The following is a 14185-nucleotide window of genomic DNA, read 5'->3' on the forward strand; positions in this document are numbered from 1 at the left end:
CATAACGCAAACTTAGGCAAGCTCTTGGCCAAATGCACGGTGCTTTATTGAACGTCATTCACCGGCAACAACAAATCCAAAATGGAGCGTTGAATCCTGACCGTGTCGGTGGCAGTGGTTGAGGGTTTTGGTTGCCGGCAACTAAAGTAACCGGTAATTGAGAATTTTGTGGTTGTAAGATCACGCTGGTTGTGAAATTGAGTCAGCTTAGTCGAAAAAGGTTGGACGTTTCGTTTTCTTTGCTCGCCCAGAATGGGCCGTCTATCGGTAGCCGGAGGTGTGAGCCTCCGGTCGCGGGGGTCCTCCCCGAATTTCCGCGCCTTGGCGCGGGGGCATGATTGGGCGGCTTGCCGCCACCACCCTACAACCGAAAATAATAATCCCGAATCTTTGCCGCCATGAGCTTGCGTCTTTGTTCCAAGAAGGCTTCGTAGTTTTCTACGGTGCCTTCCATTCCGATTGGGGGGAGGCAATTCATTTCCAGGTTGGTGAGCAGGTCGGCCGTCGTCAGGATGCCCCCGAAGTCGCGGGATTGTTGGTCGATTTGGCGGTGCAAGACTTCGAAGTAATCCTTGGGTGGCTTGTTGCCCAGCTTGATGTTGATCTCCTGCTGCATGATCACGTAGTTGGCGATCTGATTGTATTTGCCTTTTGTCAAACCAAATTTCATCAGGTAACCCTTGGGGAAGAAATGGTGGATGTCGCCGCGTTGCTGTATGAGGTCGCCCACCGTGATGTCCGCACTGAGGAAGCCCTTGTCCATGGCCTTGGCCTGCGCTGCAAGGTACACCTGAAAGTACGGACCCGCAAGCCCATTCGATTCCAGACTTTGCACCAGGGCCACATCCCAGAATGCATCCGACAAGACTGCCGATTCGGTCTCTGCGAGGAAGTCACCAAAGTCCTTTTCTGTCAATTGCTGAATGTCTGAATTGAACTGCGACTCAAAGGAACCCGAGGACCTACCCGTGAGCAACATCATCACAAACCAGCGCCGCACATACTTTTCAATCAATGCCGGATTTTCTCCTTTGCGCCGCAAGATCAGATAGAGCATGTAGGCAAAGTTCATGGCATTTTTGCTGCGCACCATCTTGCCATCTACAAATCCCGCCGAGCGAATGATCATCGTGAACCGCTTGAATTCGATTTCATTCATGAAGGTCATCACCCCTTGACGCAGGCTGGCAAATGAACGCTCGGCAATCTCGTCTTCAAACGTCCGGGTTTCAAAATTCCTTCCCGAGAGCAGGCTCACGAGGTCGGATAGCTTTGCACGGCCAAACTCCAGTCCAAAGGCCACCCGCAGCACGTCCACGTAGTCGGGGTCATAGAGGTCGTCGTTTTCGTTGCGCAGCCAAGTCATCTTCTTGAAATAGTCTGTCTTCGCAAACTCGGAGTCGTTGTCTTGCATCACTTGGAAAAACTCCGGGGCGACGGCCAAATGACAGAAGTAGTCGATGGCCTTGCGCAGGTCTTGGCCGCCGTATTCCTTGTTGGCTGCGATCTTGGACATGGCAAAATCCGCTTGGCTGAGCACGACCCCCTGCGAATTGATGCGAATAAAAATCTCCGTCACCGTCTCGATGTCGAGGTCTGCCGCCAACTCGATAAGGCCGATTTGTTTCTTGGCGAATGCAAAGAGGTTTTCCAAAGCCTTGACCACCCGCTCCTGATTGACCTCGGGATTGGCTGCGAGGTAGGCACTTGTGAAGGAAAATGCCGTCGCACGCCCAGCCAAAACCTCCGAAATGTCAGGGATCCACTCCTTGTTTTTCAGGATTGCCGGATTGGCCACCTCAAACTTCTCATGCACGGGGTTGAATGCAATCTTGATCTTGACCCGTTGATAGTCCTTGTTCACCACATATTCGCCGAGGATCGCCGCGCGCAGGGCCGTGACCCGCTGCTGCCCGTCGATCAGGATCTTTTTGCCTGCCGACGTGCTCCCATCCTTGAGCCGAATGTTCGGATTGCGCCAAGCAACAAGGTAACCCACCGGAAAACCTTGGTACAGCGAATCCATCAGGTCACGCACCTTGGTGGTGTTCCAAACAAAAGGCCGCTGAATCTCAGGGATGGCAATCTCACCGGATTGCACCCAGGCAAGCACGGTTTCGATCAGCTGTTGGTTGACGGAGTATTTTTGGAGTTCCATGGATCAGGGTATTAGCTTTTGGTAAAGATCAAATCTCAATTTCCCGAGAGAAAATTTTCCAATCTCGGATTCATTCGCTGGAATGCGATGTCGTCTTCTAATTTCAGACAAGTCATGGTCTGTAATGATCGAATTTTTGATGCCAGGTAGAATCGGGTCCTTTCGTGATCTGCTTTGGGCCATTTGCGCAAATTCTTCATGAACCTGCTCTGCTTCATGGATATAATATTGATAGAGCTCTTCGAGACGATATAGACGAATCGTTTTCTTTGTGCGTTCCAAGTGAGCCTCCGTAATACAGAGGAGGTCAATCCTTTCAACCTGCGGCAGAAATAACCTTGAATCTGGGACTGTGTCAAACTCTGCCAACTGGTGAAAACTATCGGCATAAGGATGCAGGTGCGTGGAATATCCAACATTTGCATTACCCTTGAGACGTTGGTTGCAGACGAGGCAACTTGGGACAAGGTTGAAAAACGACATCGAAAACCATGGATGGGTACTTTTTTTATAGAAGTGGTCAATCTCAAAGAGGATAAGCTTCGTTGTTGAGGATGTTTTATTGGATACCTCTGCAAAAAGGTTGATGTTGCAATATGGGCACGTTTTGAAGTCTAGTTCATCCAAGAACCACTTCCTCCCAATTATTTGGTTGAAAGATTTATAGCCGAAGATGGTCTCTAATGCTTTCTTCCACCTCTTGGAGGCATCACTCTTTCCATCAAGTTGTTGTACATTGAGGGAAGCGGCGATCATTAATATTTCCTGATGCTTTGAATCAAATTGGTCTGGCCGGAGGGTAATCAACTGATCAAGGTTCGCAAAGTCATTTTCCACGAAATAGGATAGAAAATTCTTTTCCTTGTCGCTGAGACCCGATGGCATGGCCAAAAGCTCTGGGATAAGGTTATAGGGTGTTTTCTTAGAGGATGAATTCCGTAGCTTCTGTTGGAATTCCTTGGCAATTTTGGAATAGGACTTGCCATCCTTTCCTTTATCGAACTTAATCATTCTACCTGCCGTTTTTCATCGATCAACTGTAAAAGCTTGTACCGGACCGCCTCATCACCTACCATCCTTGCAAACTTCCGCATTTTGTCTTCCTCTTCTGTGGAGAAGGCTCGTCCTTCAATGATTGGGGCAAAGAATTCCTCCATCTTCTCTCTGGCGAATCCACTGAAATAAGTGTCCTGGATCCCAAAGGCTTTGCGATAGAGGGTAAATGGATCGCCTCCAAAGGTGTTGAAATCTTGAGTTGGCGTCAATACTGAAATTTCATCTTCTGCGGAGATTTTAAGAATTTGGACATGCTCCATGGGTAGGTCTGCCACTGTAAGGGGACTATGTGTCGAGAAGATAATCTGGGACTTTGTCCCGCTGATGATTTGGGGAACGAGCTCTACCAAGTTTTTCACAAGATCCGCTGCCACTCGGGATGAAAATGCAAACACGGCTCATCCAACAGGATGATTGGAAAGGGTGGTGCTACCTTCTCTTCTGCACTCTCTTCTTCAAGATCATCATTGGATAGGATATTACCGTAAATGGCTTGCGGATATGCAGCAAAAATTCGGGAAAGGATATTTAAAAGGGCCCATTCTCCACCACTTAGGCCCCAAGTAATTTCAAACATTACGTTACCTTTGAGCGCCTCAATGTAATACGGAAGAAATTTCGAAAATACTTCCAAGGCGATTTGGCATTGAAATACATCTCTTGCGTTCAGGAAGTCAGATGCTAAATTTCGGTTACCTAGGCGCTCATACCAGCCGATGGCTTGGTTCTCTTCAACGGCATCAATCAATTCGATAAATTTTAAATACGGTAATTGATCATACTTGATGTATTCTTCACCGACCCTGATTTCGTCTCTCAACGACTTTATAGCCGTCCTATATGCATCAATCATTGACAAATTGGGATCAGGTGCTTTCCACCTTCCTCCAAGCGGGTGGACACCTATATGAATCAAATGTCGAAATACTCTAGCTGCCATAGCCTCTTTCCATTCGGTCATGTCACCTGAAATACGCCATTTAGTTTCCGTTTTGCCCTCGGAGATGCATCTTTCCATGCGTTTTGTACACCAAATCAATGGATTCTCCTTCCCATCTTCTTGATCGAATTCTTTTCTCGAAGCAAACGGATTGAAATGCAAGCCGATCATTGCCATAGCCTTGGGCTGAAATGGCAATCGAACGTTATTGGTACGGGCCCAATCAAGAAAATCTATCTGTCGACGCAGATCACCGTACTGATGAGCCTTTAATTGATCGATTAGTGGGCTTTTGGAATACAATCGATGATCTTGCCGCAAGAGGCTTCGGGTTGAGAAATCAAGTCGACCGTGGTTGCTTGATGCACGCAAATCACGTTGGTAGACTGTGTTTGATATGAAAGCAATTCGCCTCTGATCATTCCAAATCGCATGGAATGACTTGTCATTAGCCATATCTATACGGGAAAATCTTTCATTCGAGACGCCACTTAACCCGGACACCGATAAGTCACCATATCCGCGCTGTAGAATATGGTTGCCAGATACAAGGACCATGTTCTCGTTGACATTCCCTATCCACTCCAGAATGAAGTTAAGCAAGGTCGTCTTCCCGACTCGGTTATCTCCAATGATTGCATTGATATTTGCAATACCCTCCCCAAAGAGATTTTCAATGTCGTACCATTCTTGATCTTCAACCGTTAGTCGTGATTCTAGCCAATCAAATGTAAACCGTTTTCCTGGAAGGAAGTTGAGTTGCAGGTTCTTCAACCCGCGAAAGTCGTGTATGTATAAATAGTCAAGTGTCATACCTTAATGTTTATCTCCCCTTCACAACCAAAATCTCCTCCGCCGTCAAGCCAAACAACCCATACACCAACACGTCGATCTCGGATTCAAGAGCCCGCGGGTCGGCAGGAGAGACTGCGGCCTTCATGGCAATCTCATCGGATTGCACCCACGCAGGCAAGGGTTCAATGAGTTGTTGATTGGCGAAGTATTTTTGGAGTTCCATTTGGGTGAAAAGTTATTGAATGGGTTTTCTACCTTGGCGGACGACGTAAACCCGATGTTGACATTCCATTTGTAATTTACTCAAGTTTCGCACCACTTCCTGAATCACGATTTTGAGGTACAGCCCTTGAAATTTGGATTTGAGCGATGATTTCAAGGTTCCAGAAAAAATCGTCAGGCCACCTTATCGTATATTGTGTTTTCCCAGTTGTCGGGATGGTCGTCGCAGGTCAGTGCGGACAGGATGGTTGTCAGCCTGCTGTTGAACCGGTCGTCGCTGAGTAGCCTTTCCATGGTTTCGTCGAGGTCGATGCTGAAGACCTGCTCGATTTCCTGCAGAAGCTGCCTCATGAGCCCCAGGATGCGTTGGTTCAGTAGCGCCTTGGTGGCCCGTTGTGCGCACTCCCTGAAGAGTCCTCCGATGGTATGATAGCTCCCGATGCGTTTTTGGTGGGCCAGGGTCAGGTACTGCATCATGCAGATGGTCACAGCGGCGATTTGCGCGTCGAAGTCCCTGGACTGGCAGTTCCCCAAGCCCAGAAGCTGCTTTGACTCCTTGAAGTAAACTTCTATCGTCCATCTGATTGCATAGATATCGAAGGCCTTGGTGAAGGACAGGCTTTGGTCCGTGGTCAGCAGCAGGCGCTCGCTCGTGTTGCCGTGGCGGCGGGTGAAGAAGAGCCTCAACGGGGTGCCCTTGTAGGCCACGTCCACTTGGATGTACTGCATCTTGAGTGTGCGGCACCGTGTCCATTTGGCCCCAAGGAGCTTCTTCAACGCTGCTCCCGAGTATTCCAGTCCCTTGTACAAGTACTTGCGCTTGTCGTTCTTGCACTGCCCCACAAGGTGCCCGACCATTTTGGACTGCGCCACGAACTTGACCAGCTCATCGCACACGAACCAGCTGTCGACTAGCAGGTAATCCGCAACGATACCGTGTTTGCCCGCCCGCTTGATCATCTTTATTGTTGCGGAGATCTTGTCAGTGTCCAGTTCTGCGATGCGGGACTTGCCAGGGGACCAGTCGGGCCGGGTCTTGGCAAACTGCCTCCTGAAGTCCTTCAAGCGCAGCCCGAACGGCCTTTTCTTGTCCTTGCCACGTTCCCTGTGCACCGAGAAGTCAACGGGAATGAAACTCGTTCCGTCCCAAAACCCCACCACAAGGTACTTGAAGCCGAGCACGTAACGGTGGATCACATGGTCAAATAGCATGCCCACACCCTCGATCCGGCGACCAGTCTTCTCTCCGATCGTGTCATCCACCACCCAACATCTAGGACTAGAAGGCGAAGCAGATCCTAATGCCTGCGAACCGGAGAGGAAATGCTTGACGAAGCCGAAGTAGAGCTTGCGCCAATCGACCAGCGGGTTGTTGAGCAGGCGGTAAAACGTGTCCTTCTTGGCCAGACTCAGAGAGGCGAATGAGGACTCAAGGAAGGAATGGATATTGAAGATCCCGAGCAAAGGCATCAAAATCAGCAACTTGAGTACGCCGGCTGCCTCGAATCCCTGAGATTTGAGCGCACTGAGGGGCTTCAAGGTAGATTTGACCCTTTTGCCATCCATGAATCCGATGATGCCCGCCACAGGCGCCTGTGCATCCTTGGTCAGGGATTTGATTTCTGAGATGTTGAGTGTATCTTTGATAAGTGGTGTTTTTGGACTGATTTGGACTTTAAGTTGTAAGAGCCTCAAAGTTAATCAATTAGCCTATAAAACACCACTTTTTTATTATGCACAATCAGTCCTCAAATGGCATAATTTGAGGGTGCGAAACTTGAGTAATTTAGATTTACCTTACCAAATTTTCTGCACTTTCTTTGAGGTCAATGGGCAATTGATTGACAGGGGGCTCATAGTGCATTCACAAATTTATCACCATTCCAAAGAAATTTACGCTCCATTTCTGCTTCGCCCTGTGCAAAGAAAATAAATTTACCGTCAACAATTTCAGCAGGAGCGTACCCTTCCAACTTATTGATGACTTCCCAGTTCTCAGCCCTTTTCCAGCCATCTATCATGGCCGGCGGATGGTATTGAATTACCAATAGTTTGATCCAATTTCGCTCTTCAAATTTGGTCCTGAAGGCCAGTACAATTTGTTCCGCCCTCCCCTGCTTCAAAGGCGAACTGACCAATTTGAACAAAAGACTTGTCTTGTTTGTATTTTCAGGCTGCACCCAGACAGGGAATTTCTTTCACGATCGGCATTTCAATCAGCCCATTTTTGAAAATAAGCATGAATTGAATGCGGTCTTGTTCTTCGTTAAAACGAACGGAAATACCAGTAGGACAGATTAATTTGAGGTTCCCCAAACTAGCTCGGTAGTTGATGGACTGCCGGGGCGAGGAAAATTAAGCAAAGTACTTTGATGAAGACCTTTAACAAAAGTCCCTTTACGCTCAATACCTGTTGGTATTTCATGTGTCTCCCCCTCCTTTGCGGCTGCGGGTGCTCCGTCTACTTTTTTCCTGAAAGCTCTAATAGTTCCTTCACTCTGGTTAAAAACTGGTCCTTTTTTTTGTTCCAACGACCAACATGTACATTTTCCTCTATATTCAAGGCTTTGCAAGCGTCCACCCGCAATTGGTCAAGATTTCCAGCATGATCGATTCGCATTGACTGATTTGGATTCAATAGTACTGTGCTTTTGCCAGGTTCTAACGGTGGAATGATCACAGGGAGTACGGTGATATCTGGCAATGCCCATGCGGCACCAAGCTCAACAAGGCACATTTCACTGGCTAAATAGTTTGGGCTGATCAACGCAAAAACTACTTTGCAGCCCTTTAGCGCATCAAGAATACTGTGCCTCCACTCGTCACCAGTGATGATTTTCATCCCTTCCAGTGTACTGCAAAAAATGTCTTTGTGCGTCACCTCTAAACCTAAGCAAAGAAATGAATCTACAAAATGGTCAACGATGGCCTCATCCTTAGATGCGTGGCTAATGAAAATTGGTTTCGTGCTCATAGCTTTTAAATCATTTGACTCTTGGGTTGCTGCTCTCTGGGCATCTGCCTCGAGTTGAAGCTTTTTGATTTCGGAAAAGGTGTTGTGGTGTAAAACGGGCTTTAGGTGATAGAATGGCCCAGGTAAACTATTTGTAGGTGACGCTTCATTGCAGAAGTAGGGTAAGACCTCCGCAGCTAAACTATCCAAATAGCCATGTAATTCTGAAGGGATTTCTTCTTGTGTCATTGGCAAGGCAAAGAACATGGATGCGGGTCCTGCAAATCGCAACATTTTAATCCGCAACTTATCGAGCAGCTCCAACTGCCAATCATCGTATCCAGTAAGGTCAATTGCTTCAGTTACCATGTGCAAATTATTTAAGAAAGATACCTATCAAGATGGTCATGCAAAACAGCATCACCAGGATTGTTCAAATAGTCATTAAGAAGTAGTACAGGACTTATCTCCTTGGGTATTTGACTAAGGTCAACATTTTTAATGAGTTGGTATTTGGTAATGTAGCCCTTTGTCCACCAATCTTTACCAGCAGTGCCAAGACTGTTGTAGTAAAACATCCGCTGCTCCTCGTCAGTTAGTTGAGCTCTAAAAATCTTGGCAAATCGTTTTTTTTCCTCATCGCCAAACGCTGGAGAAATGAATGAATCCAACTCTCCGATCATTTGATAGGCGTGTCTAAAGTATTTACTGAGCTGACTAGAATACCCGCCAAGTACTCGCGGAATGTTGTAGGCACCTGGTATTTTGTTATAAATCTCTTCAAACTCTTTTAGAAATTTATTTCCGACACTTGGCTGGAATTGTCGATTCACAATATCCAGTAAACAGTCATTGTAATTGTATTCTTCCTTCGGATTCATCAGACCCTCAATTGGAGAGGAAAGTGCCTCCTTTGCCTGTCGTATTTCGAGCGCAGCTCCCATAAAGACCTTGTCAGAAGCTTCTCCAGCAATTTCAAATGGTAGGTCAATTAGAATAATTTTCTTGTCAGATAAAAGTTGGTGAAGTTTGAAGATTAGCTCAAATTCGGTGGTGTACAACTTGACGATTTCGTTCTGGGTAAACTCTTTCTCAACCCCCCAATTTGGAATATGTTGGTTTGATGAATATTCAAATGGCTTTGCTTTCGTTTTCAAGGTGCCAGCATTCTCCCTATGAATTCTAAGCATGTCCCAAAAACGCTGCTCAAATCGGTCTATTCGCTGCCGTTCCTTTTGCTCCTCAAGGTCCTTTTCCTGCTTATCCAGCCGAGCATTTTGGGAGACATTGGTTTGGTACTGGATATAAAAACGCAGCAAACGTCAGAAAAGCCCCAATCAAGCCGATAAACGGTGCCATGATGCCCCCAAAATAATCGCCTACAGGTCCAAAGTTGCCGAAACCCGTTCCCTCGCCGGATTCAGACTCGCCTATGATGATCAAGCCAAATAGCCATCCAACTGCTACGAAGCACAGGCCAATTGCAAGAATGCGGAGGACAACACCAAACCATCGTTTTGGCTTCCATTCTCCCATGTCATCTAGGAATGCAAGCCAGTCGCCGCCATCGCAAAGAACCCCAGATAGATAATTGTATAACTTTCTCATTGCTGGCCTCCCCCCTCCACAACCAAAATCTCCTCCGCAGTCAAGCCATACAACTCCAACACCAACGACTCCCTCAGTGAGTCGAGGTCCTCCGAGAAGGAAATCTCGTTGAGAGTATGCCGGATGATACGTTTCTTCATGTGCTTGAAATAAAGAATTTACAGAATCACACTACATGGTGAATTCCTGCTAAGTTATAGCAGATTTCTTGGAATTCGTGCGGGAAATTTTGCGGCGTCGTCGGCGCTACCCAGCATGCGGTGTGAGCGCCGACGACGCTAATGGTCGGTCGCGGTTGAAGGTTTTTGGGGGCCGGCAGCTCCGCTGCTCCCTCCCGTGCTCACGAAAATCCAAACTTCAAGCGCCGCCATCCAATCGTCAAAGCCCCCAAAACTTCGCTCCAAAAAGCTTCAAAAACAGCGTTTCCGGCGATTGGAGACCATTTTCGCCTACTTTGCATCACGCAAGAGGTTCCTTCCTTGGATTTTACATGTTGCCGAACATGAATTCTCATGTTGTCGACCATGGATTCTCATGTTGTCGACCATCGACGCCCAGGTTGTCAAACGTGGACGCACTGGTTGTCGACCATGGACGCTCAGGTTGTCAAACGTGGACGCCCTGGTTGTCAAACGTGGACGCACTGGTTGTCGAACGTGGACGCACTGGTTGTCAAACGTGGACGCACTGGTTGTCGAACGTGGACGCACTGGTTGTCAAACGTGGACGCACTGGTTGTCAAACGTGGACGCATTGGTTGTCAAACGTGGACGCACTGATTGTCAAACGTGGACGCACTGGTTGTCAAACGTGGACGCACTGGTTGTCGAACGTGGACGTTCGGGTTGTTGCGTTTCGGCGGGGAACTTCACACGCATTTGCGGGGATCTGTTGTGCATCAGCATGGTAGTTTGCGGGTCGAATTCGGGTTTTCAGGATATTTGTGGGTGGATGGAGGATTCCGAAGGGTGCAGATGAAGCGTTTTTTTGCGCGCAGGTGGGGAAAAATGCCTGTCGGTAAGATTAGCAGTAACCGATCAATTGATTCCCGTCCCGGAATAGCGCATTTTCTGGTGGCCGACATACGATCGTGTTGCCCAAAGGTCCCGATAAGCATATTTTGTTTTGCGGGATTCGGGAGCGGAAGTAGGCTCCTCCATTGCTGCTTGGGACTGGACGGTGATTGGTTCGGTTCAATGAATGCGTTTCCGTCGCTTTCGGTGGAAAGCTGAATTGGTCCCCATCAACGCTGCGAGCGGCAGGAAACCTGAATGCTCCAATGCTCGCCTTCGCGCGAAAAAGCCTTTCATCCACCACAAAACCTTAACTTCCCGCAAAATTGCATTTCAATCGAAGAGGGAATAAGACGCAACACGATGGAGGCGAATCAAATCGAAATTTCAGGGTGGAAGTTTGCCAAAACGGCCATCGGCGAGCGATTTGGAATGTGGGTGGATGCTGCAGATTGCTGCGCCTTGCAAGTGTACCTGGATTGCAGATTCCGCAACCTCACTGAAGCATGGGTGCATCAGAAGCTTGCCTCACTTGCGATCGGTGTCAATACGCAGGCCCTCAATTATTCTGTAATGGCGTATTCAGAAGCCCACTTGACGCCCACCGAAGACGATCCAAGCATCGCAGCCTATCTTTCCCGACCGCAGCAACCGTATCGCGGGCCATTTTATGTATTTTCTTTTCTGACCTGCGAAGAATTGACCATTGTGCCCCATCCCGTCTGGAAAGCAATTACCGAGATCGCTGTCAAACACCACCTTGAATCTCAGGATCCTCCGCTTTCGGCAGTCGAAACAAGCCTGACTCCCGAAGAATTGCGTCAATGTTTTCGCGAATTGGGCCTTCCCCTGCAATTCCGGCAATTTCAAGATATCCGATGCGGGATCATTGAAAGCGGCGTCGTGCGCTATACGCGGATCATCGACCCCGCTTTGGAAGCCCTGAATTGGCTGTACTTGTACATGGAACAAATGATTCCGCCCTACAACCTGACGATGGAATGCATTCGAAAAGGACAAGGATTCGGAGGAAAAGGGATTGAATGTCAGCCCAATGCCCATGAACCAAGCGAAGATGCAGCCGACACAAGATCTTGGACAATCTCGGTGGATTGGGTAAAGGAACCCGTCGTCATGACGCAGGCTAAATTGCTGCAACTCCTGGACTTTCTGATGTTTGTAGATTAGGTCGGGGAAGCGTGATCCTACGCGCAACACATCATTGATCACGAAAAAGCTTCGATGTAAACCGTTTAGCCCTATCTTCACCTCTCCATGTACCTCCAAGAAAACACAGATGCCGCCAAGGCGATGCGCAGAAACATTGCCCGATTGTTACGCTCAGACAGCGGTGCCAATCGAGACCTGGCATTTGAGATGATCAAGGCCGGCGGTATGCCGCTTGAGGTCTTGATAGATGTTTACCACCTTTACCTTCAAACTTGGGGTCAATCGAGCTCGCTTTCCAACGAACGCGCAGGGAGTTTGCCGACAACTTGCTCAGCCAAGCACTCCCTGACCGCATCTTCCAAACCATCAAACGGTATTTGGCGGGACTTGATTTACCCTATGGACGAAGGCATTTTATCTTTCGTGGAAATGACTTTTTTGACATGCTGATCGCCGACGGAATTGCGGACCTGAATCGCCTCGTCGAATGTTGGCAGGCATCCGATACTTGGTTGGAGTTTACCGACTTGACGCTGTTTCTGCTGCAACATGTGGACGCCATCGACAAAAACATTTTCATCGATTCAAGGCTTCCAAAGCATCAATTGCACCATCGCGCGATGCGGGTTTTGCTGGAATCCGAAGACGTTGGATTCAACAAAAAGGCATTTGTAGCGCAATATATCAAAGACAATATCCTCGATTTGTCCCATACCGGTTTGGAGGAATTGCCGCCGATTTGCTTGGATTTTCCGGAAGTGGATACCCTTGTGTTGGATGGAACGAACATTCGGCAGTTGCCGGAGACGCTGTTGATTCGACTCAAGGAAATACGCTGCAGCCACAAAAGGCGACGTGGCTTTGAACGGCAAATTGCAGCCATGCCCTCACAGGATTTTTTCAATGCGACCCAGCTGACGCTCAAAAAGGCCGAATTGGATTTCGCTGGCAAAAATTATGCAGGGACCATTCAGAAACTCCAATCCATCGAAGACCGCGTCCAACTGCCGTTGTTCTCCGTTGAAATCATCTCTAAATTTTGGGAAACCTATTTTAATGCGGCACTCGATTCAGGGAGGAAAGAATTGGCAAAGGAGATCTTGAAAAAAGGTTTTGAGCGAATTCCCGATAAGTTCGGACCCTTGCGTTGGAAAAATTGGGCTGACCGTATGCTACAATTTGTATTGGAAGGCAGCATTGAGGAATGGAAATCGGTTATGGCGCCTTATCAGCTGACAACGCATCCATTTCCGCAGTTTCTCAACCTGGAAAACCACCACTTTTGGGTCCATGCCTTCCGCACCACCGTCTCTCAAAAAAGATTCGACGATGCACGTCGGCTTTTGCCATTGGCCATTGCTCACGCAGGCGACGGCTTCCTGCACCGCTTTCCTTGGTACCTGTATTTGAAGCACTTGCATGAAATTGGCGATACCGACGAGATATTGGCAACGTTGGCGCAATATCCCAAACAATTTTGACAAATGCACAAATTTTGGAGTCAATCAGAATCCCGAATTGGTGAAATCAATACCATATTGATCACAGCGTTTTTGAAAAAGGGAAACCTTGCGGAGGCAGAAATATTATGTTCATCGATGATTACCCACTTCCATCAAATTCCAGCGGCACAAAGGGACAGGCTGATGTACCATTTCAATTGTGCACAGCGCAATGCAGTGGCTGCCTATCGTTTTCTTGCAGAAATTTACGCAGAAGATCGCCCAGAATGCGCGCAATATTTCCAGGAAATGGCGGCAAAATATCACCGCCCAAGGCCAAGGTACCTGCCGCTGCTCGAACAGGTGTTGGCAGACGTGAATCACGAATACGCTCCCGAGGTTTGGGCGGAGTGTGGAGCGGCCCAAAGTATTTGGAAAACTGAAGGCGCTCATTCCGCAGGATTGGAAAAAATTGGAAGTGCGATGGGCTGATTTGGAGGTCTTTGGAAAGCGGCACCTCGCAGATTTACTCCGAAGCTTGAAGCATGTCCACAGCAAAAAGCTGCTCGTCCAAATGCTTACCGACGCGGATGCATCCGTCGGAGCCGCCGCCGCGATCGCGATGCTCGAATTGGATTTCCGATGGAATCCCAAGAAGGCGATTGTGGCCGAAATACAGCGCCACCATGCCAACAATTCCGGCTTCGAGCAGGAACAAATTGGAAGGTTGTTGTCTAAACTCAAGCAATAACAGGCAGCCCTTCCGTTTTCTTTGGATGTTGTCCATTCCTTCCATTAAAATTCCCAATTTGCACCTACGGTTTGTCC

General features: G+C 48.1%; 15 protein-coding genes. 4 read left to right on the forward strand and 11 right to left on the reverse strand.

Going from position 1 to position 14185, the window contains the following annotated elements; all coding sequences use genetic code 11:
- Positions 1 to 361: 361 nt before the first annotated feature.
- The 11 genes from IPN95_17090 to IPN95_17140 form a co-directional block, all read right to left on the reverse strand.
- Positions 362 to 2158 carry a DUF262 domain-containing protein gene (locus tag IPN95_17090; protein MBK9451084.1) on the reverse strand — a complete coding sequence of 599 codons (1797 nt, stop codon included), beginning with the start codon at positions 2156 to 2158 and terminating at the stop codon, positions 362 to 364.
- 3 nt (positions 2159 to 2161) lie between these two features.
- The gene (locus IPN95_17095; GenBank protein MBK9451085.1) at positions 2162 to 3169 is read right to left on the reverse strand and encodes a hypothetical protein; all 1008 of its coding nucleotides are present in this window, start codon (positions 3167 to 3169) and stop codon (positions 2162 to 2164) included.
- Positions 3166 to 3588 (reverse strand): hypothetical protein, encoded by a 423-nt coding sequence (locus IPN95_17100; protein ID MBK9451086.1) that lies wholly within the window; start codon positions 3586 to 3588, stop codon positions 3166 to 3168. Before IPN95_17100 ends, IPN95_17095 begins: the two co-directional genes overlap by 4 nt.
- Positions 3570 to 4967: a hypothetical protein gene (locus IPN95_17105; GenBank protein ID MBK9451087.1), complete on the reverse strand. Its 1398-nt coding sequence runs from the start codon at positions 4965 to 4967 to the stop codon at positions 3570 to 3572. The genes IPN95_17100 and IPN95_17105 overlap by 19 nt, the downstream gene beginning before the upstream one ends.
- 10 nt (positions 4968 to 4977) lie before the next feature.
- Entirely contained in the window at positions 4978 to 5172 is a 195-nt protein-coding gene (locus tag IPN95_17110) for a hypothetical protein (protein MBK9451088.1), read from the reverse strand.
- A gap of 173 nt (positions 5173 to 5345) precedes the next feature.
- The gene (locus IPN95_17115; protein MBK9451089.1) at positions 5346 to 6866 is read right to left on the reverse strand and encodes a transposase; all 1521 of its coding nucleotides are present in this window, start codon (positions 6864 to 6866) and stop codon (positions 5346 to 5348) included.
- A gap of 158 nt (positions 6867 to 7024) precedes the next feature.
- Positions 7025 to 7351 (reverse strand): hypothetical protein, encoded by a 327-nt coding sequence (locus IPN95_17120; GenBank protein ID MBK9451090.1) that lies wholly within the window; start codon positions 7349 to 7351, stop codon positions 7025 to 7027.
- Between the two features lie 281 nt (positions 7352 to 7632).
- A complete protein-coding gene (locus tag IPN95_17125) occupies positions 7633 to 8493 on the reverse strand; it encodes a toll/interleukin-1 receptor domain-containing protein (GenBank protein ID MBK9451091.1) in 861 nt (286 codons plus the stop codon).
- Positions 8494 to 8504: 11 nt separating this feature from the next.
- Complete coding sequence (locus tag IPN95_17130) at positions 8505 to 9443, reverse strand: hypothetical protein (GenBank protein ID MBK9451092.1); 939 nt, start codon at positions 9441 to 9443, stop codon at positions 8505 to 8507.
- Positions 9385 to 9732: a hypothetical protein gene (locus IPN95_17135; GenBank protein ID MBK9451093.1), complete on the reverse strand. Its 348-nt coding sequence runs from the start codon at positions 9730 to 9732 to the stop codon at positions 9385 to 9387. Before IPN95_17135 ends, IPN95_17130 begins: the two co-directional genes overlap by 59 nt.
- The gene (locus tag IPN95_17140) at positions 9729 to 9872 is read right to left on the reverse strand and encodes a hypothetical protein (protein ID MBK9451094.1); all 144 of its coding nucleotides are present in this window, start codon (positions 9870 to 9872) and stop codon (positions 9729 to 9731) included. The genes IPN95_17135 and IPN95_17140 overlap by 4 nt, the downstream gene beginning before the upstream one ends.
- Before the next feature lie 1236 nt (positions 9873 to 11108).
- Here IPN95_17140 and IPN95_17145 point away from each other — a divergent pair.
- The 4 genes from IPN95_17145 (at position 11109) to IPN95_17160 (ending at position 14108) form a co-directional block, all read left to right on the forward strand.
- The gene (locus IPN95_17145) at positions 11109 to 11933 is read left to right on the forward strand and encodes a hypothetical protein (protein MBK9451095.1); all 825 of its coding nucleotides are present in this window, start codon (positions 11109 to 11111) and stop codon (positions 11931 to 11933) included.
- Between the two features lie 87 nt (positions 11934 to 12020).
- Positions 12021 to 12365 (forward strand): hypothetical protein, encoded by a 345-nt coding sequence (locus IPN95_17150; protein ID MBK9451096.1) that lies wholly within the window; start codon positions 12021 to 12023, stop codon positions 12363 to 12365.
- Positions 12359 to 13396, forward strand: coding sequence for a hypothetical protein (locus IPN95_17155; protein MBK9451097.1), 1038 nt, complete (start codon positions 12359 to 12361; stop codon positions 13394 to 13396). The genes IPN95_17150 and IPN95_17155 overlap by 7 nt, the downstream gene beginning before the upstream one ends.
- A gap of 373 nt (positions 13397 to 13769) precedes the next feature.
- The gene (locus IPN95_17160) at positions 13770 to 14108 is read left to right on the forward strand and encodes a hypothetical protein (protein MBK9451098.1); all 339 of its coding nucleotides are present in this window, start codon (positions 13770 to 13772) and stop codon (positions 14106 to 14108) included.
- The last annotated feature ends 77 nt before the right edge of the window (positions 14109 to 14185 follow it).

Source organism: Bacteroidota bacterium (genome assembly GCA_016718825.1).
In the GTDB taxonomy this organism is placed as follows: Bacteria; Bacteroidota; Bacteroidia; order J057; family JADKCL01; genus JADKCL01.